The 20,972-nt window shown below is 41.0% G+C and carries 23 protein-coding genes and 1 riboswitch; of the genes, 17 read left to right on the top strand and 6 right to left on the bottom strand.

Annotated features, from left to right (window positions below):
• Window positions 1-126: 126 nt before the first annotated feature.
• The 5 genes from LCM09_RS14370 to LCM09_RS14350 all read left to right on the top strand — a co-directional run bounded on the left by LCM09_RS14370 (window position 127) and on the right by LCM09_RS14350 (window position 4,355).
• On the top strand, window positions 127-1,443 hold the full coding sequence (locus LCM09_RS14370; RefSeq protein ID WP_318246525.1) for an ATP-binding protein: 1,317 nt from the start codon (window positions 127-129) through the stop codon (window positions 1,441-1,443).
• 71 nt (window positions 1,444-1,514) lie between these two features.
• Entirely contained in the window at window positions 1,515-1,718 is a 204-nt protein-coding gene (locus LCM09_RS14365; protein WP_224883225.1) for a PspC domain-containing protein, read from the top strand.
• 50 nt (window positions 1,719-1,768) lie between these two features.
• Window positions 1,769-2,449 carry an HAD family hydrolase gene (locus tag LCM09_RS14360; protein ID WP_224883224.1) on the top strand — a complete coding sequence of 227 codons (681 nt, stop codon included), beginning with the start codon at window positions 1,769-1,771 and terminating at the stop codon, window positions 2,447-2,449.
• Window positions 2,450-2,472: 23 nt separating this feature from the next.
• Entirely contained in the window at window positions 2,473-3,102 is a 630-nt protein-coding gene (locus LCM09_RS14355) for a YdcF family protein (protein ID WP_224883223.1), read from the top strand.
• Window positions 3,103-3,125: 23 nt separating this feature from the next.
• On the top strand, window positions 3,126-4,355 hold the full coding sequence (locus LCM09_RS14350; protein WP_224883222.1) for a M28 family metallopeptidase: 1,230 nt from the start codon (window positions 3,126-3,128) through the stop codon (window positions 4,353-4,355).
• A 56-nt stretch (window positions 4,356-4,411) separates the two neighbouring features.
• Here LCM09_RS14350 and LCM09_RS14345 read toward each other — a convergent pair whose 3' ends face one another.
• Window positions 4,412-6,178: a choice-of-anchor I family protein gene (locus LCM09_RS14345; protein WP_224883221.1), complete on the bottom strand. Its 1,767-nt coding sequence runs from the start codon at window positions 6,176-6,178 to the stop codon at window positions 4,412-4,414.
• 376 nt (window positions 6,179-6,554) lie between these two features.
• On the opposite strand from LCM09_RS14345, the gene LCM09_RS14340 reads away from it, so the two are divergent.
• On the top strand, window positions 6,555-7,319 hold the full coding sequence (locus tag LCM09_RS14340) for an SDR family oxidoreductase (RefSeq protein ID WP_224883219.1): 765 nt from the start codon (window positions 6,555-6,557) through the stop codon (window positions 7,317-7,319).
• 46 nt (window positions 7,320-7,365) lie between these two features.
• Here LCM09_RS14340 and LCM09_RS14335 read toward each other — a convergent pair whose 3' ends face one another.
• The gene (locus tag LCM09_RS14335) at window positions 7,366-7,956 is read right to left on the bottom strand and encodes a hypothetical protein (RefSeq protein ID WP_224883218.1); all 591 of its coding nucleotides are present in this window, start codon (window positions 7,954-7,956) and stop codon (window positions 7,366-7,368) included.
• 72 nt (window positions 7,957-8,028) lie between these two features.
• Complete coding sequence (locus LCM09_RS14330; RefSeq protein ID WP_224883216.1) at window positions 8,029-8,616, bottom strand: LPXTG cell wall anchor domain-containing protein; 588 nt, start codon at window positions 8,614-8,616, stop codon at window positions 8,029-8,031.
• Between the two features lie 268 nt (window positions 8,617-8,884).
• Here LCM09_RS14330 and LCM09_RS14325 point away from each other — a divergent pair, with 268 nt between their 5' ends.
• The 3 genes from LCM09_RS14325 (at window position 8,885) to LCM09_RS14315 (ending at window position 11,031) form a co-directional block, all read left to right on the top strand.
• Window positions 8,885-10,402 carry a BCCT family transporter gene (locus LCM09_RS14325; protein WP_224883214.1) on the top strand — a complete coding sequence of 506 codons (1,518 nt, stop codon included), beginning with the start codon at window positions 8,885-8,887 and terminating at the stop codon, window positions 10,400-10,402.
• Between the two features lie 165 nt (window positions 10,403-10,567).
• Window positions 10,568-10,720, top strand: a complete 153-nt coding sequence (locus LCM09_RS14320; RefSeq protein ID WP_224883212.1) for an aspartyl-phosphate phosphatase Spo0E family protein — start codon at window positions 10,568-10,570, stop codon at window positions 10,718-10,720.
• Between the two features lie 23 nt (window positions 10,721-10,743).
• The gene (locus tag LCM09_RS14315; protein ID WP_224883210.1) at window positions 10,744-11,031 is read left to right on the top strand and encodes a hypothetical protein; all 288 of its coding nucleotides are present in this window, start codon (window positions 10,744-10,746) and stop codon (window positions 11,029-11,031) included.
• Between the two features lie 40 nt (window positions 11,032-11,071).
• Here the strand turns inward: LCM09_RS14315 and glnA are convergent, their stop codons facing one another.
• A complete protein-coding gene (glnA, locus tag LCM09_RS14310; RefSeq protein ID WP_224883208.1) occupies window positions 11,072-12,394 on the bottom strand; it encodes a type I glutamate--ammonia ligase in 1,323 nt (440 codons plus the stop codon).
• Window positions 12,395-12,666: 272 nt separating this feature from the next.
• Between glnA and LCM09_RS14305 the strand changes: the two genes are divergently transcribed.
• The 5 genes from LCM09_RS14305 (at window position 12,667) to LCM09_RS14285 (ending at window position 16,168) form a co-directional block, all read left to right on the top strand.
• On the top strand, window positions 12,667-13,443 hold the full coding sequence (locus LCM09_RS14305; RefSeq protein ID WP_224883206.1) for a GNAT family N-acetyltransferase: 777 nt from the start codon (window positions 12,667-12,669) through the stop codon (window positions 13,441-13,443).
• The gene (locus LCM09_RS14300) at window positions 13,440-13,862 is read left to right on the top strand and encodes a GNAT family N-acetyltransferase (RefSeq protein ID WP_224883204.1); all 423 of its coding nucleotides are present in this window, start codon (window positions 13,440-13,442) and stop codon (window positions 13,860-13,862) included. Before LCM09_RS14305 ends, LCM09_RS14300 begins: the two co-directional genes overlap by 4 nt.
• Window positions 13,863-13,924: 62 nt before the next feature.
• A complete protein-coding gene (locus LCM09_RS14295; RefSeq protein ID WP_224883202.1) occupies window positions 13,925-14,428 on the top strand; it encodes a DUF1648 domain-containing protein in 504 nt (167 codons plus the stop codon).
• A gap of 139 nt (window positions 14,429-14,567) precedes the next feature.
• Window positions 14,568-15,521 carry a ribose-phosphate diphosphokinase gene (locus tag LCM09_RS14290; protein ID WP_224883200.1) on the top strand — a complete coding sequence of 318 codons (954 nt, stop codon included), beginning with the start codon at window positions 14,568-14,570 and terminating at the stop codon, window positions 15,519-15,521.
• Window positions 15,522-15,631: 110 nt separating this feature from the next.
• Entirely contained in the window at window positions 15,632-16,168 is a 537-nt protein-coding gene (locus LCM09_RS14285) for a FixH family protein (protein WP_224883198.1), read from the top strand.
• An 82-nt stretch (window positions 16,169-16,250) separates the two neighbouring features.
• On the opposite strand, the gene LCM09_RS14280 is transcribed toward LCM09_RS14285, so the two are convergent.
• Together LCM09_RS14280 and LCM09_RS14275 are read right to left on the bottom strand one after the other, a co-directional pair.
• Window positions 16,251-17,012 carry a Cof-type HAD-IIB family hydrolase gene (locus LCM09_RS14280; RefSeq protein ID WP_404800848.1) on the bottom strand — a complete coding sequence of 254 codons (762 nt, stop codon included), beginning with the start codon at window positions 17,010-17,012 and terminating at the stop codon, window positions 16,251-16,253.
• A gap of 222 nt (window positions 17,013-17,234) precedes the next feature.
• Window positions 17,235-17,477 (bottom strand): hypothetical protein, encoded by a 243-nt coding sequence (locus tag LCM09_RS14275; protein ID WP_224883194.1) that lies wholly within the window; start codon window positions 17,475-17,477, stop codon window positions 17,235-17,237.
• Between the two features lie 215 nt (window positions 17,478-17,692).
• Window positions 17,693-17,870, top strand: a riboswitch (cobalamin riboswitch).
• A gap of 146 nt (window positions 17,871-18,016) precedes the next feature.
• Between LCM09_RS14275 and LCM09_RS14270 the strand changes: the two genes are divergently transcribed.
• From LCM09_RS14270 to LCM09_RS14260, 3 genes are all read left to right on the top strand, one after another.
• Window positions 18,017-18,487: an acyl-CoA thioesterase gene (locus LCM09_RS14270; RefSeq protein ID WP_224883193.1), complete on the top strand. Its 471-nt coding sequence runs from the start codon at window positions 18,017-18,019 to the stop codon at window positions 18,485-18,487.
• Between the two features lie 324 nt (window positions 18,488-18,811).
• Window positions 18,812-19,897, top strand: a complete 1,086-nt coding sequence (locus LCM09_RS14265) for an N-acetyltransferase DgcN family protein (RefSeq protein ID WP_224883191.1) — start codon at window positions 18,812-18,814, stop codon at window positions 19,895-19,897.
• Entirely contained in the window at window positions 19,894-20,970 is a 1,077-nt protein-coding gene (locus LCM09_RS14260) for an alanine/ornithine racemase family PLP-dependent enzyme (protein WP_224883189.1), read from the top strand. Before LCM09_RS14265 ends, LCM09_RS14260 begins: the two co-directional genes overlap by 4 nt.
• The last annotated feature ends 2 nt before the right edge of the window (window positions 20,971-20,972 follow it).

Below are 20,972 nucleotides of genomic sequence, written 5' to 3'. Positions count from 1 at the left end.
CACTAAAGATGAAAAGGGGACTATTATACTCTTTTAAAAACTTTTATAAACGTTGTATTAGTAAAAGAGGAATGGGACTTTTGGGGCAGAATCTATAAGTAGTGGAAACCTAATAAATCTAATTGTGTGGTGAAACCATTGCTATTAACGGCTAAGAGCGTGCTATTAAATCTATTGGTGGTTTTTGCCCCGTTGAGCATTATACAGATATTCTATCTCCTGCAGCATACAAACTTTTTGAAGCGATCTTCGAAATGGATCCTCACAATATTTCCTGGCATATCGATCATCTTTTGTATGATGTATCCTATTACTTTCAATGATGAATTTATTTTAGACTTAAGAAGGATCCCCTTTATCTTGGGAGGGTTGTATGGTGGGCATTGGGTTGCGTTTGGATATTTGGTGGTTACACTAGGGTTTCGCTATTCAATGGGTGGATCTGGTTTTATTCCGACACTTATCTTTTTCGGTGGCCTCGCAATCATCATTTCTTTCTTATCTCCTAAATTTAAGAAACTTAGCTTAAAACATAAACTTCTATTAGCTGTTTTGATAGATAGTGTAGTGGGATGGACATCAACTGGATTTTCACTGGCATTCTTTGATACTGGAATATCTACTGAGGTATGGCTTATTTTCAACTTTGCTACTTCTCTTGGGATCATCATAGCCATTCTAGTCTATGAAGTGTTCATCAAGCAGTTCAACTTAATGAATTCTGTCATGGAAGGACAGAAGTTAAAAGTCGCGAGTCATCTTGCTGCGAGTATTTCTCATGAGGTGAGAAATCCATTGACCGTAAGCAGAGGGTTTCTCCAACTGATTGATAGTGATGTGAAAGATAAGAAAACAAAAGGCTATATGGATCTCGCTATTAAAGAAATCGACCGGGCGACAGATATAATAAACGATTACCTGACCTTTGCCAAACCCTATCCAGAAAAGTTCGATGTGATCGAGATCGAAAGAGAGTTAGATTCAAGTCTTAACGTTATTCAACCACTTGCAACAATGAATGATGTAGCGATTCAAAAGCATATTGAGCTCCCTTCAACGATTATCGAATATGAGAAAAAGAAGTTCCAGCAATGTATTATGAATATCTTGAAAAACTCGATCGAGGCGATGCCAGGCGGTGGCACGTTAACGGTCATTGCGAGTAAAAAAGGACGTGAAGTGGTCATTTCTATTTCTGATACAGGTATAGGGATGACAAAAGAACAGCTCTCACGTATCGGCGAACCATTTTTTACAACCAAAGAAAAGGGGACAGGCCTCGGCATGATGGTTACCCATAGTATCATCAGTGCAATGGAAGGTCATCTCAGGTTCGAAAGTAAAGTAGGAAAAGGCACAACAGTCACGATATCCTTTCATGTTAAAGAAGCTTCTTCAGTTCATTTGGTTCGTGAGGAGGAAACGAAGGCAGATATCTCGTAGACATTATGAAACCTTTTCCTAATGGGAAACGTAAAGAGAGACAAGTACCTAAAAGAAAGGTGGATGTTCGTATGAAGAAGAAGTTATATAAGTCGACACAAGATCGGAAACTATCAGGTGTGTTAGGTGGACTAAGTGAGGTTTGGAACATCGATGCGAGTTTGTTACGAATCATTTTTATCGTACTGACTCTTCTCATGGTAGGTCTCCCCATGATTATTGTTTATGTGGCTGCAGCACTCATCTTGCCAGATGATAAAGATGTTTGGGAGTAAGGTGAAGACAGTGGTCTTCACTTATTTTTTTTGTGGAAAGGAGGAAAGACATGATCAAGACAATTCTATTCGATTTAGATGGGACACTGCTGAATCGTGATGCATCAGTAAAGGCATTTATTGACGATCAGTACGACAGATTATCACACGTAGTGAGTCACATTCCAAGGCAGGTGTATATTGATAGGTTTATAGCCCTTGATCAAAGAGGCTACGTTTGGAAGGATAAGGTTTATCAACAAATGGTATCAGAATTAGAGTTAAAAGGTGTGACATGGGAAGACTTGCTTCACGATTACATAACTGAGTTTCAACATCACTGTGTAGCCTTTCCTAAACTCATCCCTATGTTAGAGGAATTGAAGGACCGTCATATCTCACTTGGCATGATTACGAATGGATTCGGACAGTTTCAGATGAACAATATAGAAGCATTAGGCATTAAAGCGTACTTCGAAGCTATTTTTATTTCAGAATGGGAAGGGTTGAGAAAGCCTGATCCGAAACTGTTTCATCGAGCGTTAACAAAGCTTAAAGCATCTAAAGAAGAAAGCATGTTTATCGGTGATCATCCTGACAACGATGTTCGTGCAGCTAGAAATCTAGGAATGAAGGCAGTTTGGAAGAGGGATGACCACTTTGAAAGGGTAGATGCAGTTGGAATTGTCGATGACTTGATGGATTTGCCTACTCTACTTGATCACTTGAATAACAAGCAATCTATTAAATGAAGAGTTAGGGAGCGACGACGATAATGAAGCCAGTCATACCAAAAGAACCATCGATGCCAGAACTATCTATTGAAGAAATGACGTATATTTCTACACTTGTATTCGGAAATAAACAAGAGCCGGAGCTTTGTGACGTGCTTTTCATATATAGCGGGACACATCCTGGACATTGGGAAAAAGCAATTGAAGCTTATCAGAATGGTTATGCGAAGTCTATCATCGTAACAGGCGGAAAAAGCCTTACAGGAGTTCCACATCCAGATTGGGACAAAGAGGTTGAATCTGAAGCGGATGTTATCCTTACTTATTTATTAGAAGCTGGTGTACCACAGGACATCATTACATATGAAAAGAAATCAACGAATACGTTGGAAAACGTGCTTTATGCGAAAGAGGTTTATGATTTTAGTAGCACGAAATCAATTCTGTTTGTTTGTAAAAGTCATGTTGCAGGTCGACAGTATCGAACGCTAGCAAAGCATCTCTCTGAAGAGATCCGATATATTCCCTATACGTTCGATTGCTACTATAACGACGTGCGGGTCGGACGCGACAACTGGATGGAATCTGAAGAAGGAAGAAAGCGGGTTTGGGGAGAATACCTTAGAATTCAGCATTATGGAGAGCTGGGACATATTTTGCCGGTGAAATAAATAAGCGTGGAAAAGAGGATTTGATGGAACCAGTACAGACTCGACTTATGAAACATATGAACATGTTGTCCAGTGACATTGGTTGTCGACCAGTTGGTAGTGAAGCAAACCTTGCTGCATCCGATTACATAGAGCGTACATTTAGGCACCTCGGCTTAAAAGTTGAAACGCAGGAATTTGAGGTACCGAATTGGAAAGTTACTGAGTCTTTTATTCACTTTAACGATAAACGCGTTGAAGCAAGGTGCAACAATTTTTCCGAGCCGTGTGACGTTACAGGAGAGGTTCTATCCTTTTGTACGGTGGAAGAGCTTGAAACTTCACAGGATTTAACTGGGAAAATAGCATTTCTCTACGGAGAGCTATCGAAAGAAAACTATGTTCCAAAAGGGTTTACGATATATAATCCGGAACATCATCGGAAAGTAGTTTCCTTACTTGAAGAGAAACAGCCATCTGCCATCATTATGGTTCAAATGCAAAAAGGAAATGATTTACCGATTTTTAATGATTGGGATTTCCCTATTCCTTCGGTGACTGTTACGCCAGAGGTGGGGTTGCTCCTTAGAAACAATATGGAACTACGCGTGAGATGCGTTATAAATAGTGAAAGAAGTCCAGGGAAAACAAAAAACGTTATAGGTAGAGTCAATGGAGAACGGCCTGAAAAAATCATCTTGGTTGCGCATTACGATACCGTTTTTGAGACTAATGGTGCATTTGACAATGCCTCCGGGGTTTCCGTTATGCTCGCACTTGCTGAGGAGATCGTAAAACGTAAAGAGTTAACAACAGGTTTTGAATGTATTGCTTTTAGCTCAGAGGAGTACCTTGGTCTTGGAGATGAAGTTTATTTGAAGAACCATAAAGAGAACCTCCAACATGCATTAGTAGCTATGAACTTTGACGGAGTTGGTCAAGCACTTGGAACAAACAACATCACACTCATGTCTGGATCAACAGAGCTAGAAAGTGAGTTACAATCACTTAAACGTGCTTACCCTGGTGTTCATTGGACGAGTCCATGGTATGAGAGCAATCATTACACGTTTTTCTCAAATAATGTACCGAGTATTCCATTCAGCTGTTGTGGGGTGGCTGACTTATTACACACAGATGATGATAAAGTAGAGTGGATTTGTCCAGAAAAGCTTGCTGAAGTTCACTCTATTGCATTAGATGTGATAACAAATTTGCAGGATAAATCGAGTGAGTGGTTAAGAGAGTCGAAGCAAGAAGTATCTACAAATTGATAGATAGAAGAAGAGCGCCTGGAGAGTTCAACCAGGCGCTCTTTTATATTCTATTACTACCATTTCAGTGACTTTAAGATGCTATGGCTTTTTTCCGCAATAGTGACAGGTAACTTGTCCAATAATGCATGTAGTCTGTTGCTTTTTGACCCTTGGTCATATGATTGATCTGTTAGTTCATAAGCTGCAACGGTACCAGAAACTTCGTGCGCCACAAGAAGCGTTGCTTTACCAGTCGGACTCTCTTCAGCAGGCACAAACTTTATACCCTCAGGTGCACTGTCGCCTTTAATGGTGCCGTCAGATGCTGAGAAGTCACGACTTGTGAAATAGGTTACGAACTGTGGTTTTTTGGGTTGATCGATGTTATAGACCATCCCACCACCCTGACGCTCAAGGCCAATAAACGCATATTTCTTTCCGTTAATTTCACCAACTTCAGCGGATTCAGGCTCAGGTCCTTTGTCATCACTTCGGTCTTTTTTCTCATTTGAATCATTACTTGCATTAAAGTGATCCGTTAATGCCGTTGCGGTAACTTTTTCGAATTCATTTCCACTATCATATAGCTGCTTGAAATTATCAGTTTCATATACAGAGAAAGAGCGTGCGCCGTAGCTGTACAATGCTTCATAGTTACCTTCTACATTTTTACCGTTGGCAGTTGTTACTTTCAGGCGACCTAGCTGATCGTCGTTAAATAAACCGTTTTGAACCATTTTATCTAGTTCACGTTGTGTGAAGCCCTCATAGTTCTTCGCATCAAGCTTAATGTCAGCATCTGGATCTTCAACAATATCTTTTACACGAACTTCTTCAGAGAAACCAGCATAGTCTCTTGCGTCACCTTCATTTGGAGTTAGGATATAATTCTTTCCTTCTACCGAGTAGAGTGCAATAGCATCAGGCTGGTGCATGCCGAGCACCGGCATTGGTTTAATGTTGATCTCCTCTGAAGTATTCGACGCATCAATTCCATTGTTCTCGATTGAGTGATCTTTAAAGCCGAGGCTATGTACACGAGTAAACTCTTCTTCTGAAAGATCTAACTCGGCGATCGCGTTATTTTCTTGAAGAGAAACATAAGCTTTTTTGCTATCGGGAGTAACCTGGATATATTCTGGTTCAAAGTCTTGAGCAGGTGTAGATCCAGGAATGAAACTCCGAACATCTTCGTCAATTTGAGAGTCTTTCATCTTATTGAATCCTACGGTTTTGACTGTTGGGTTTTCAGGTCCATGTGTCACATCGATTAGGGAGACGCTCCCTTCGGGGTCAACGGTAACCTCATCGTTCGGCTCGCCTTCATTTGCGACGAGAAGCTGCTTTCCGTCTGGCGTGAACGTGACCATGTCAGGCAGTGCGCCAACTTCAGCCTTACCGATAAAATCTCCGTTCGCTTTAAAAAATGCTACCAACCCATCTTCTGTTTTCACCTTGTTAGGAATCGCAACCGCTACAAATTCATTTGAAGGATGAACGGCAACACTCGTTAAGTCACCAGGTTCAAATGAGCCAAGATTTAGATCAGAGAGAGAGACTTTTTTATACAGTTTTAAATTAGCTGAAACATCGAGAATATCAAGAGACTGATCTGCTCCATTTACAACGTAAGCCATGCCGTTCTTCTTAGCGTAATCGATGATTTCTGCTCCACCTGCGTCGATTGCAGCTCCACTATCATAGTGTCCATGCATGGTTACGTTCAACTCGGAATCAGAAGGAAACGTTTTGATGTTTCCGGTTTCTGCAGATGAAGGGGCCGGGAATGAAGCGATTCCCATGGATAACATAGCTGCTAGAGCTATTGGTTTTTTGTTCATATCTCAATTCCTCCCAGAGTAAGTATGTCCAGTGATAATAGTGAAGGAAGTTTGTTTAGGAACGTTTCGGTTTTTGTTAAAATCTAGTAAAGTTTGCGAATAGTTGTGATTATTGTTGAATGCGCTTTCTAAGGTTTGCTATAGTATTGGTGGAGATGTGATCGGGAGGAGTAGCAAACTATGTGGAAGAACCTGTAGTAGGTTATGAACTTGATAGAACCTTTCCCTTTATGAAACGGGATAGGTCTGTCTATTTTCTACCATACAGGGGACGCCAGTTGTGTGAAAGAGTGGCAGACACCTTGAGAGGGTGTCTGCTTTTTTATTTGCATCTCCATGGCGCTGACGTTCCAACATTAAAAGGAGGAGCTATAGTATGAACAAAAGAATAGCAATCGTAACAGGTGCCAGTCGACCGAAAGGAATAGGAGCTGCGATATGTCGTGCGTTAGCCGAGAAGGGTGTGAACATCTTTTTTACACATCTAGCAAGCTATGATTATTCCACGGGTTATGATGATGCGAATGAAAATTGGGCGGAAGAGTTTAGGGAAGAGTTGAAGACGTACGATGTTGAGGTTGCTTGTATGGTGGTTGATTTGAAGAATAAGAATGCACCGAAAACTATATTAACTGAAGTCGAAAGGACACTAGGTAAGCCTACGATTCTTGTGAATAACGCAACACATTGTGTTGAGGTGGGGTATAAGGAAATTACTGCAGAAATTTTGGATGATCACTATGCTGTTAATGTGCGAGGGACGACGATGTTGTCGGTTGAGTTTGCGAAACGATTTAAAGGGACCAGTGGACGCATCATCAACCTTGTATCTGGACAGGATAAAAGTCCAGAGGCGGGTAACATTGCGTATGTGTCTACAAAAGGGGCGGTCTCTGCCTTTACACGAACTCTTGCAGTTGAGGTTGCATCTCAAGAGATTACTGTCAATGCAATCGACCCGGGGCCAACCGATTCTGGTGGGATGGATAAGGAGACGCAGGACTTTCTGAGACCGAAATTCCCTACAGGTAGGATAGGGAAGCCTGAAGATGCAGCGAGATTGATCGCTTTTCTAGCGAGTGATGAAGCGAGATGGATTACAGGACAAATTATTCATTCTGATGGTGGGTTCTTTGATTAATCAAAGAAGGGGGTCAGGCACGTGCCTGACCCCTTTACTGTTACTCTTATTCTTCTACGCGTCTTTTTGCTACTAGCACAACTGCACCAGCTAGCACTGCGCCACTACCGATTAACATCATTGTCGGAAGGTTTGTTGCAGTGTCAGGCATTTCGCCGCCAGTATCCTCCGTAGCACCTTTTTCAACGGTGCGATCAGCGAATTCCCACTTGTCTGCTTCATACGTGTAATTGATCGTTAGCGTATATTCTCCGCGCAGTTCATTTTCACCAGTTTGGGTTAACTTATAATTTTGATCATCGATTTGCTCTAATGTATAGTCTTTGTCCCACATTACTTCAACCGGTGCATCCATCGACTTAAGATAAAGCTTTCCATCTTCTTCTTTAAAATACGTGTCTACGTAATAGCGAGCAGGCTCAGGAAGCATGTGTTGATTAAATTCTTGTTCAAGACGATCTTTCGAGTCATAGTTTTTCACAACGCCGTCTTCATTTGTTTCTTGATGAATTAGCTCATGAAACTTCTGCTCCATTTCCTTTATCGGCGGCTCACCGTGATTGGCAGCAAAGGCAGGTGTGTTCATGCCCATAAAGACGAGACCAGCAACTACGAGTGCAGAAAGAAAGCGATACAATTTAGGACCTCCTTAAATATTTTTATATTATTTCACGGTTGAGTCAAACCGCTTATCACATTGGTTGTAAAATTAAGCGTTTACACGTTTTCTAGCAACGAGCAACAGTCCGCCTGCTAGCATGACTGTACTACCTAAAGCCATCGTAAGTGGCAAGTTCGTTGCAGTGTCGGGCATTTCGCCGCCTGATGAGTCATTTGCAACATGATTCATTCGATCAGCAAATACCCATTTGCCTGCTTCATATTTGTAGTGAATCGTTAACGTGTATTCACCGCGCATGTTGTTTTCATTTGGTTGAGTAAGTTTATAGTGATTTTCATTAATTTTTTCGAGGGTGTAATCTTTGTTGTCTAGTAGTCTTACGGGGCCATCACGTGCGATTTTGATGAGTTTACCATCACGCTCTTCGAAGAACGTATCAACATAATGATCAGCTAGTGGCCAAACCATTATGCTTTTGAATTCTTGCTCCAAGCGATCGATCGAATCGTACTTCTTTACTTCGTTCTCCTTGTTTGTTTCAAGTTCGATCAACTGATCGAATTGTTTCTCCAGTTCTTCCACCGGCGGTTTTCCGTGGTCTTCAGCATGAACAGGATTGTTGATGCCTAAGAAGAGTAGACCAACTACGACAAGTGCAGAAATGACTCGAAACAATGTAAAACCTCCTTAAAATTTGTTACATCATTTATGTTCCGTGTTTATCTGGAAGTTAAACGTAAAATTTGTAATAAAATTAATTTTTGTTATGTTTTTGTAATAAAAGTGGAGGCACATGGTAAATTTTCCTTAGGCAAATTTTTTTTGAAATTTTTGTCTTACATAGTGGTTTTTGGGGTAATAAGGGTGAGGGAGCTAATTCGAAATGATGCTCTTTGTCTATAGAAGACAAAGGTTTAAAAGATACTAATATGAGGTGAATTGATTGAAGAACGTTACATCGGTTTTTTGGTATGGATTATTGATTTGTGGACTCGTCGTCCTCTGGGGAGCGGTGGCTCCGACTAATCTAGAAAGTGTCACATCGACCGTGACAGGCTACTTATCTACACAGTTTGGCTGGTATTATTTATTGATCGTTATGGTTATTTTAGGCTTCTGTATATATTTAATTTTTTCTCCATTCAAGAACATTAAGCTTGGCGGGAAAAATGAGAAGCCTGAGTTTAGGCTTGCGACATGGTTCGCGATGCTCTTTAGTGCTGGTATGGGAATGGGGATGGTATTTTGGACGACTGCTGAGCCAATCTCACACGCATTTAAAAGCAGTCCGACTGGGAAAGAGGGGACACCTGAAGCCATTCAGAAATCTCTCGAGTATGCTTTCTTCCATTGGGGCGTTCATGCATGGGCCGTTTACGCGCTTGTTGCGCTCGTTCTAGCTTATTTCAAATTCCACAAAGGATATCCGGGGTTAATCAGTGCGACACTTATTCCTCTTTTCGGTAAGAAAAGAATGGAAGGGATGGCAGGAACTCTGATTGATACCCTTGCAGTTGTTGCGACAGTCGTTGGCGTAGCTGCAACACTTGGATTTGGAACAGCTCAGATTAATGAAGGATTAGCTTTTCTTTTCGGCACACCAAGTAACTTTGGCATGCAGCTCCTTATCCTGGTCGTTTCGACGATTCTATTCATCGCATCGGCATGGTCAGGCATCAGTAAGGGGATTAAATATTTAAGTAACATCAACATGGGTCTAGGATTTGTATTACTGATCATGTTGCTTATTGTGGGACCAACGCTCTACATCATGAACATGTTCACGAATACAATTGGGGGATATTTTACAAACTTCTTCGATATGAGTTTTAACATGAATCCAAATGATGAAGTTAGCCAGTCTTGGGTAAAGGGTTGGACAGTATTTTATTGGGCATGGTGGATTTCTTGGTCACCGTTCGTTGGAATCTTCATCGCAAGAATATCACGTGGTCGTACAATAAAAGAATTCATGCTTGGCGTTCTGTTTGTACCTTCCATCGTTTGTTTTATTTTCTTCGCTGTGTTTGGTGTATCAGCACTAGATCTTCAGCAGCAGGGAATCGCGATGATCTCAGACTATTCTCTTGAAACCGCCACGTTCGCGGTGTTAGAGCAATATACGCTAGGCACCTTGATGACGTTTATCACGTTGTTTGTAATTGCGATCTTCTTCATTACGTCAGCAGATTCTGCAACATTTGTGTTAGGAATGCTTAGTACAACTGGATCATTGAATCCAGCTGCGCCTGTTAAAATTCTATGGGGATTAAGCCTCTCAGCAATGGCAGCGATTATTATCTATTTCGGTGGCACGCAAGGTCTTCAAAACATGCTGATTATTGCAGCATTTCCGTTCTCTGTCGTGATTCTGATGATGGGTTACTCATTCTTTAAGGCTGCAAATGAGGAAGTGAAAGCGAATAAAGCTGATCAACGGACAAAGAGTAAAGCGAGTTGATTAGAGTGAGGGAAGCTGATTTGTCAGCTTCTCTTTTTTGTTGGAGGGGTCAGGAAGGGGCCAGGTACTAACCTGGCCCCTTCCTGACCCCTATCCAATTATTAACAAATAATGGATTTTTTATGTTAGAGTAATAGTAATGATACTACGTAAGGAGTTCGGTAGGTGAAGAAGTTAGAGGAAGAAATCTATGAGCTACGGATGGCGCTTTATGAAGTTGCATATGAAGCAGAAGCATTTTCAAGTGATGAAGTAATTGAACTAAGTCATAAGCTCGATGAGAAGCTTGTGAAACTACAAATAGAGAAAGATAAATAACGATAGCTGAAAGGAGCGATCGATTGCCGACTTCAGTGCTAGGTAGAATGTGTGCAATGTCTCTTTTATTTTATATGGGTGTGTTGATCGCTTTTGTCGTGGGTCTTTATCAAGAGAATCCACTTGGAGCAATCACTCAAGTGATAAAGGTTGGGATCTTTGCGGGCATACCTATTTTCATCATTTCTATCTTTGCGGTTAGAAAAGAAGCGTCCTATACCAGGCTTATTCCTGTACTTTCATTGGTCATAAGTTTTTTCTCTTTATTTGGGACATTCTTTTTCATGTTTATATGGTCGTTCGGAGGATAATAAAAAAATCCGCTCAAGCTATGAGCGGATTTTCTTAATCTTACTTATTCATATAACGTTCAACTTCCCACTGACTTACGTTAAGGGAGTAGTCGAGCCATTCTTTTTCTTTGTCTTCGATATAAGATTTAGATGTGTGCTCACCTAGTGCTTCAATTACAACTTTGTCTTCTCGAAGAGCTTTGATTGCTTCTTTCAGGTTTGTAGGAAGCGTTGGAACATCATCTGTAGACACTTCGTAAAGGTTACGAGACTCCGGTTCACCTGGATCAAGCTCATCACGAATACCTTCAAGACCTGCGTGTAGAACAGCAGCTAGTGTTAGGTATGGGTTTGCAGTTGGGTCTGGGTTACGAATTTCGAAACGTGTACCCATGCCACGAGTTGTAGGAACGCGAATCATACAGCTTCGGTTAGAGTGGGACCATGCCACACTTACAGGAGCTTCATAACCTGGAACGAGACGCTTGTAAGAGTTCACGTTAGGGTTCGTAATTGCTGCAAGACCGTTCGCATGGTGAAGAATACCAGCCATGAAGTGTTTCATTGTGTCAGAAATTCCGTCTTCTTTGTTTTCATCAAAGAATGCACTTTTTCCTTCTGTGAACAGGGAAAGGTGGCAGTGCATACCAGAACCGTTTTCACCAGCAAATGGCTTTGGCATGAATGTCGCATGATAATCATGTCCAGTCGCAACGTCTTTTACAACGCTCTTGAACGTTTGAATGTTATCAGCTGCTTTTAGCACACTGTCAAAGCGGAAATTAATTTCATGCTGTCCTTTTGCAACTTCATGGTGAGATGCTTCCATCTCAAAGCCATATTTCTTCAACGTGCGAACGATATCGCGTCTTACTTGGTCACCTTTGTCTTTTGGTGATGCATCGAAATATCCACCGCGGTCATTCATTTTACGAATAGGATAGCCATCTTTGTCCAACTGGAATAAGAAGAATTCTGGTTCAGGTCCAACGTTTACTGTATAACCAAGATCTTCCGCTTCTTTCATAGCTCTTTTTAAAATGTAGCGAGGGTCACCTTCGAACGGCTCGCCATCAGGAGTGTGAATGTCACAAATAAAGCGTGCGATGCAGTCAGTATCAACCGCTTCTGGAAGCACCTTGAATGTTTCAAGATCAGGGAATAAGTACATGTCACTTTCTTGAATATCAGAAAAGCCGGCGATTGAAGAGCTATCGAACATTGCTTCATTGTTCATAACACTTTCAATTTCTTCAACAGGTAACTCAACATTCTTCGTTTCGCCAAGCATGTCAGTAAACTCTAGTCGAATAAATTCTACGTTTTTTTCTTGAACTTCATCCAAAATCACTTGTTTAATGCTTTCTTTTGTAATCGTCATACATTACCTCACCTTTAAAAAGTTTTTTAACTATTCTCTATTTTACCGATAACCACGAACAAGTGTGGATTTATGTAAGGTATCCTGACATAAAATTTCACCTTGTCTATCAGCTATAGAAATAAATACCCTCATTTGGTAGTCGTAAACCGCACAATTTTACATTTTTCTTAGAAATGGTTTCCAAATGTTCTCACATACTTCTTTCGGACAGTGATAGTATGTGTAAAAAGGCAATAAAATTGTACAATAATCTAAATTGTTGGGGTGTCATGATGGATAAAAATGAACTGAGAATGCTATTTGATCGAGAAATGAGGAGAGAGGTTACGCCTCCGGGGTTTCGAAGAGAAGAAAGTGAGCAAGTGATTCGTCATGTTTCGCTTCATTCTGATGAACATGGCTTCGTGATCTATTCAAATGTGACGCTTGCGAATGCAAGAGAGATTATAGCTGGTGAGAAAAAGCGTTTTTCAGACATAAAGCAAGGGTTCGAGTGGAAAGTTTATAGTTATGATGAACCTAATCTGCTTAACCTTCTCCAAGAAGAAGGATTTAAAAAAGGTGAAAAAGAAGCGTTGATGGCCATCGAACTAACTCAAGATCATTCTTTATTAAAACACGATACATCGAACGTGAAAGAGATAACAGATGAAGATGGCATAAAAGCGATTATGAAGCTAGAAGAAACGATTTGGAATGAACCTTTTAAAGACTTAGGTGAACGATTGTGGAGAGATTTCACTGAAACAAACACACTTCGTCTTTATGGAATTTATGAGGGAGAAGAGCTAGTTAGTGCTGCATGGATGTACCTTGAAGGAGAGAACTTCTCAAGTATGTGGGGTGGCTCGACGCTCAAAGAACATCGAAATAAAGGACATTACACAGCGCTTTTAGCAGCTCGTGCAAAGAAAGCGGTGGAGATGGGGCATCCTATCTTAATGGTAGATGCGAGTCCGATGAGTGAACCGATTCTAAAAAAGTGTGGGTTCGAAAGATTAGGTTATTCGTATGGCATGACGTTTCCTGGAGGAGATAATAAATGATTAAGGAAATGAAATCGACAGAAGAATTAAAAGAAGCGTTTCTGGTCATGAGTGAATTACGTCCGCAATTAGTAGAAGAAACGTATCTAACGTACGTGAATGAGGCACGCGAGATTGGTTCGTATCATCTCTATGCATTATATGAAGAAGGAGAAATCGTAGCGGTGATAGGGTTCTCCCCTATGATTACCCTATACTATGGAAGAAGTGTATGGGTGTACGACCTTGTTACACGGAAGGAAGATCGTTCAAAAGGATATGGAAAAGCACTCCTTTCCTTTGTGGAACAGTGGGCGGCGGATCATGATTATACGAGCGTTGCACTATCTTCAGGAATGCAGCGACTTGATTCGCATCGCTTTTACGAAGAAAAGATGGCGTACGATAAAGTAAGTTATGTTTTTAAGAAGGAGCTATAAGATAGGAAACTTCGAAGCCCTCTAATCGTATAGTAAGATAGAGAATAAAAGGAGGGTTCGTGATGGGAAAAGGATCAAGACCGGTTATTGATATAGAGAAACCCATTTTACATAAAATCCTAGACATCATAGGGATTTCGGCTTTGCTTCTTGCCCTTGCTTTTGTTGTGATGAACTGGTCAAGCATTCCTGAATCTGTCCCACAGCATTTCAATGCAGCAGGAGAGCCTGATCGGTGGGGGGACAAGTGGACGATTTTCCTACTTCCTTCTATAGGAGTGGCCGTATGGATCAGTCTTACATTTCTTGAGCGAATGCCGCACTCATTTAATTATGTGGTCAAGATTACAGAAGGAAATGCAGAAAGGCAGTATTACTTTGCCGTTACATTGATTCGCCTTATCAAGAATGAGATTAGTATCTTTTTTGCGATATTAACTAATATGATCGTTCAAATGTCTAATGGGCAGCAGGAAGGTCTTCAATTCTGGATTGTTCCTGTGTTCATGGTCATCCTATTTGGTACGATCATCATTTACATGGTGAAATCCATTCGGTGGAGATGAGAAATGGGGAAGGATTTCCTTTAATTTTTTGAAGAAAGTTCTATGGGCGCTGTGTTATAGTTGAAGAGAATGATTCCCTTAAATTACGTTTAATGATTGGAAACTTCCTTTCGAAAACGAACCATAAAGGAGCTACGCTATGCTACGCCAAGAAAAAGACGTAAAAGTATTTGGATTGAACTCAAATCCTGAACTTACTGAAGAAGTTGTTAAACTTCTCGGAATCGAGTCAGGGAAGTCATCCGTTAAGCGCTTTGCAGACGGAGAAATCAATATGAATGTGGAAGAAAGTATACGCGGGTGCGATACATATCTTGTTCAGTCCATCGGTGGAGCTGGATCAGGAAACGACTATTTAATGGAGCTTCTTATCATGATCGATGCATTGAAGCGAGCTTCAGCGAAAACGATCAATGTGGTGCTTCCTTATTACGGCTATGCACGCCAAGATCGAAAAACCGGACCTAGACAGCCCATCACAGCGAAGCTGATCGCAAACATGTTAGAGCGATCAGGTGCGACACGAGTGTTAACAGTCGATCTTCATGCGAACCAAATCGAAGGATTCTTTAATATTCCAGTTGACCAAGTTTCAGGAATTCCAGTGTTGGCCGAGTACTTTGAGAAGAAAGAGATTGAAGATATCGTAATCGTAGCACCTGATAACAGCAGTGCGCTACGTGCCCGTAAGCTAGGGTCTCTTCTCGATGCACCGATCGCGTTGATCGATCGTCGCTCATACGACACGGGGGAACCTTCCACAATCAACGTTATCGGAGAGGTTGATGGGAAAACGGCGATCATCATCGATGACATGATCGACACAGCGAAGAACGTGACGTTCACGTCTCAAATCCTTGAAGAACACGGTGTGAAAGAAGTGTACGCAACGTTTACACATCCTGTTCTTTCAGGAACCGCAACACAAGAAATCGCACAATCCAACATTAAAGAAATCGTCGTAACAAATACACTTCCTCTACCAAAAGGGGAAAATATCGATAAGATTACTGTCCTTTCGATCGCACCATTGCTTGCCGAAGCGATTCGAGTCGTTCAGGAAAAGCTATCGATCAGTAAGATTCGAAAATAGGATGGTTGAAAAAGGAGCTGGGCAATCAGCTTCTTTTTTATTTCTATTGATCTAAAAGGCGACGGAAACCGTTAGCTAGTTATACGTAATGAAAACAAGGAGAGATCGGGATGAAGATACTAGCTGTAGTCGGACTTTCACTTTTATTAGTGGCGTGTGGTACAAGTGAAGAAGGTGCAAAGGAAAGTGGAGAAGAAACCAATTCAGAAGAGATGAAGAAGGATAACAGTGGATCTATGAATGAAGAGAGTGACAAAAAAGATTCTGAAGGAGAAGAGGACATGGCATCTTCTGGTTCATTGAACGTTGAAATTATGGAGAAAGAACAAGATCATGAAGCTCATCATGGATCAGAAGTAAGCATCAAACTTGAGGGATCAACTGAAAACCCAACTGAACTCACTGCGATAATACAAATGGAAAATGCCGCAATTGAAGGTGCGAGTGTTCGGTTCGAATACTGGAAAGAGGAAGAAGAGAAACATGTTTACACGGATGCTGAAGAGGTGAATCCCGGAGAGTACCAGGGGAAAACGGAAATTATGGAAGAAGGTACTTATAACATGAAGGTACACGTGGAAAAAGGGGAAGATCTTCATACACATAAGCCTTATACGCTTAAAGTGAATGCAGATCAAACATCATAATATAACCATAAAAAAAGGCTGAGCGAATGTTTCCATTCACTCAGCCTTTCGACATGCTTCGAGCTATAGCGGGTGGTGCCTGTCACTCGGCGTTCATGATGTAATCAATGGCGTGAGCAACACCGTGTTCTGTGTACGATTTCGTAATCCAGTTCGCTTCTTCCTTCACGCGCTCCTGGGCATTCCCCATCGCTACACCAAAACCTGCTTCATGAATCATCGCAATATCGTTCATGCTGTCACCAACAGCCATCACTTGATCCATTGAAAGGTCAAGCCACTTGCATACTTTACGAAGAGCAGCAGCCTTGTTAACTCCAGCAGGGTTGATTTCCATGTTCGTAAGGCTAGAGTTCGTTACTTCAAGAGCCTCATTGCTCATGACTTCGTCTAAAATAACTTGACGAACATTATCGTCCTTCACATCGAATCCGAACTTCAACCAATCATATTCGTGTAGATCTTTTTCAAATGGCTTGTTCGAATTGAAGACACCTTCAGTTGTGGAAGACCAGAACCAGACATCATGCTTCTTCTTTAGGTCCCACAGGTTCTCGACGATTTCGCTATCGAGGTGAGTGCTATCTACAAGGTTGAAATGCTGATCATAGATTTGTCCGCCGTTAACTGTGATTAAGTAAGCAGATTCACCCAACTGTTCTGCGATCTCACGACAGAAAGGAAGAGAGCGTCCTGTGCTGATTACAACATGGTACCCAGCTTCCTTCGCACGACGCACAGCGTCCTCGTTTTCTTTTGATACTTCGCCATCATGGTTAACTAGCGTGCCATCCATATCTAGCGCGATTAGTTTTATCTCTTTTTTCATATCATCCACTCCTATCTTTCGCTCACTCTATTCTAATACAAATGAGTAGAAATCTGTAGTCGTATGGTTGTAAACGATATGTAAAAAGGCTAGGAAGCACAAAACTCCACCTTATATGAGGGAATGACTTAACATGTTTTACAGGCTTATGTGAAATATGAAAAGGAATTAGGGAAAAGAAGGAATTCCTAAACAAAAATGAGAACCCGATCGGGTTCTCACATCCATATACTCGAGTTAGTCCTTTTTCTTCTTCCCGAAGACTTTCTTCGATGCACCTTTAATCATTTTCTCCGCCTTATCAGCTGTTTTCCCAACAGCGTCCGTCCCAGCTTTGCTCACATTCTTCACAAAGTCAGTCGACGTGTCGGATACCTTTCCAATAAGACCGCCTTTTCCACTAACAGACTTCACCATGTCGTTAACGGTGTCTGCAGATTTATTCACAAGATCGTTTGCCTGCTTGGAGGTTTTCTTCACCAGGTTTTCATCTTGCTTTTTATTCTCAGAGATAAGATCTCCTCCTTAGATATGAAGTCAAAGTCATTCCTATACCTATGCGTGAACTGGGGTGAAGATGTATTTTAGTTAGTAAGGAGGCAGATATTGCACCATTTGTTCCAATGAGTAGCATGGGCTTCTGTTGACAGAAAGATGAGGATAGGAGATAGTGATTTTAAGAAAGAACTTTTCTTGAACTGAATATGCCTTATGGTGGCTTCAAAGAGAAGCTGAAAAGGGAAGTTGGTGAAAATCCAACGCGGTCCCGCCACTGTAAAGAGGAGGCACATAGGAAAACCACTGTTGTGTAACGGGAAGGACTATGTGCTGAAGAATCTGAGCCAGGAGACCTGCCATAAGGAAGAGCATTAAATCCTACGGGAGATAGGAGGGTGTTACGTGAATCGTTATGAGGAATTATCATTGGTAGTTCCGTGAATTGTGGTGACGAATTTCTCACGCATCTTCAAATTGGGGATGTGTTTTTTTGTTGTAATGAAAAAGGAGGAACGCCATTCATGGAATCATTACCAGTTAACTATTCGAGAATGACGCAAACGAGATTAGTATTACCGCCAGACACGAATCATTTAGATACAATTTTTGGCGGGAAAGTTCTAGCTTATATCGATGAAATCGCGGCCCTTACCGCTATGAAACATTCAAGCTGTGTCGTTGTTACGGCTTCGATCGATTCTGTCGACTTTTTATCGTCAGCGAAAGTAGGTGACGCGTTAACGTTAGAAGCGAGTGTAACGAGATCAGGACGTACATCGATGGAAGTGTATGTAAAAGTGTATGCAGATGATCTTCTGAAAGGTAGAAAAGTGATGACGACAGAGTCGTTCTTAACGATGGTCGCTGTTGATGCAGATGGAAAACCCAAGACCGTTCCAGGTATTATTCCTGAAACGGATGAAGAAAAAAGGTTATACGAGACAGCAGCTTCACGGAAGGAGCATCGGCAGAATCGTTCAAGATTGAGGTAGGTAATCATCATATTGGTCCTTTAGTTAACTCATTTATTATCGAGGGACGAGTTATCACCTCACCTGAAATTATATTAGTATAGAAATATTGAGTAAAAGACACTTTATTACAAGTGTTTTATTTATATGACAAAGCCTCCAAAAATTACATTAATAAAATATTTTTAATTTTGTGTGCTATAATTGCATATGCGTGTGACGTTTCCATTTTTTTGAAACTTCACTTACAGGCTTTTCTATATGGACAAGTATTGACGTCCAACATGGAGAATCTCTTTTACGCGGATTGACTGCAGTAAAACTAGATTTGGGAGGAATAGCCTTATGAAAGAATGTGCAATTGTGTATTGTGAAGATAAATTTGGAACAATGGATGGAAAGACAGCCAATGGACTTGTAAGAAGTTCAAGAAACTACGAAATCGTAGGGGTTATAGACAGTACGAAGGCTGGGATGGATGCCGGTGAATTTCTATTTGGAATTAAAAATGGGATACCGATCTTCAAGGACCTTCCTCACGCACTGGAATTGTTGAAGAAAGTTCCTGATCAGTTTATATATGGAATTGCGCCATCTGAGGCGTTTTTGAAAAAAGCTGAACGAAATCTTCTTTTTTATGCGATGGAACAGGGGATGAATATCGTTAATCCTCTTCATGAATTTTTTACAAATGATCAAGAATTCGTAGAGCTATCAAAGAAATATAGTGTCACGATAAACGATGTTAGGAAGCCTCCTGAAAAGAAAGACATGCATCTCTTTTCAGGTAGAATTCTATCAATCGATACTCCAATCATAGCGGTACTAGGTACTGATAGCGCAATCGGAAAGCGCACAACTTCTGTGTTGCTTGAAGATGCCTTGATCAAGCAGGGGTTAAATGTCGCATTTATTGCTACTGGCCAGACGGGTTTAATTCAGGGGGCAAAGTACGGTGTTGCTATTGATGCGATCCCTTCTCAGTTTATGACAGGTGAAATTGAGAACCAAATCATGAAAGCGTGGACAAATGAAAAGCCAGATATCATCATTGTTGAAGGACAAGGAGCATTAAGTCATCCGGCATATATTAGTTCATGTGGAATTATAAGAGGTTCAAGGCCTGGTGCCGTTATTGTGCAGCATGCTCCAAAGCGTGAACACCTTGGTGATTTCAGCTATATGAAAATGCCAACGGTAAAAAGTGAAATTGAATTAATTGAAACCTTTGCGAAATCAAAAGTTATTGCGGTCACGATAAATCATGAGAATATGTCTGATGAAGAATTGGATCACACGATTTCAGAATATGAAAATGATCTAAAGCTTCCAACAACGGATGCACTTACATTTGGATGTGATAAGTTAATATCAAGTATCTTTGAAGCTTATCCAGCCTTAAAAAGCAAACAGACTGTTACTTCTCAGTGACACTACCACATACTCCGCGCATTGAAATTAACCTCGCTAAAATCGCTCATAATGCAGCAACATTAGTCGAACTATATGGAGCTAAAAATATTGGATTAATGGGAGTAACGAAGACGGTTTGCGGAGCACCTGAGATTGCACAGGTGCTGTTAGATCAGGGGATTCCTATGCTAGCTGATTCAAAGCTAGTCAACCTTAAGAGGATGCGGGAAGCTGGTATTAAGGGGAGTTTTGTGTATTTGAGATCACCCTCTTTAAGTGAAGTTGAGTTGGTTATTCAATATGCTGACATAAGCATCAACACTGAACTTGCCGTTGTAACAAAATTATCTGAAGCAGCATTAGTAAGTCATACTGTGCAGAACATTATCGTCATGATCGAGATGGGTGATTTAAGAGAAGGAATCATGCCTGATAATCTTGACTGTTTTATTCAAGAAGTTCTGACCTTAAAAGGGATAGAAATCGTGGGAATAGGTGTGAACTTTGCTTGTTTCGGAGGTGTCAAACCAGACGATCAAAAGATGGTCGACTTATCATTACTCGCTTCTATGATCGAAACAAAATTCACCTTACCACTTTCATTCGTATCAGGCGGGAATTCAGCCAATTATGAGTGGTTTATGGGTGCTACAGATGTTGGTAAGGTTAATAATCTACGTTTGGGAGAATCGATCTATTTGGGTCGAGAAACGTTGAATCGATTAGTAATACCAGAGTTGTACACGGACGCATTTACGTTTGTGTCAGAAGTTATCGAGTCAAAAGTGAAACCTTCGATGCCTTATGGTGAAAGAGGGCAGAATGCTTTTGGAGAGGTTCCACAGTTTGAAGATCGAGGCCTCATGAATCGAGTGATTGTTGGTGTGGGAAATCAAGACGTAGTCGTTGCAGGGTTAACCCCTCTAATAGATATTGAAATCCTTGGGGCGAGCAGCGATCATACAGTGATTAATGCCAAAGATAGTAACTTGAGAGTTGGCGATGAAGTCACCTTCAATCTGAACTATGGCGCACTTCTTTCTAGCATGGTCTCTCCTTACGTTACTAAAAAATACAGTTATGTAATTTAATT

Source organism: Guptibacillus algicola (assembly GCF_020171805.1).
GTDB classification, from domain to species: domain Bacteria; phylum Bacillota; class Bacilli; order Bacillales; family Guptibacillaceae; genus Guptibacillus; species Guptibacillus algicola.
The sequence above is the reverse complement of the archived record's forward strand: the minus strand, read 5'-3'. Positions and strand labels throughout refer to the sequence as shown.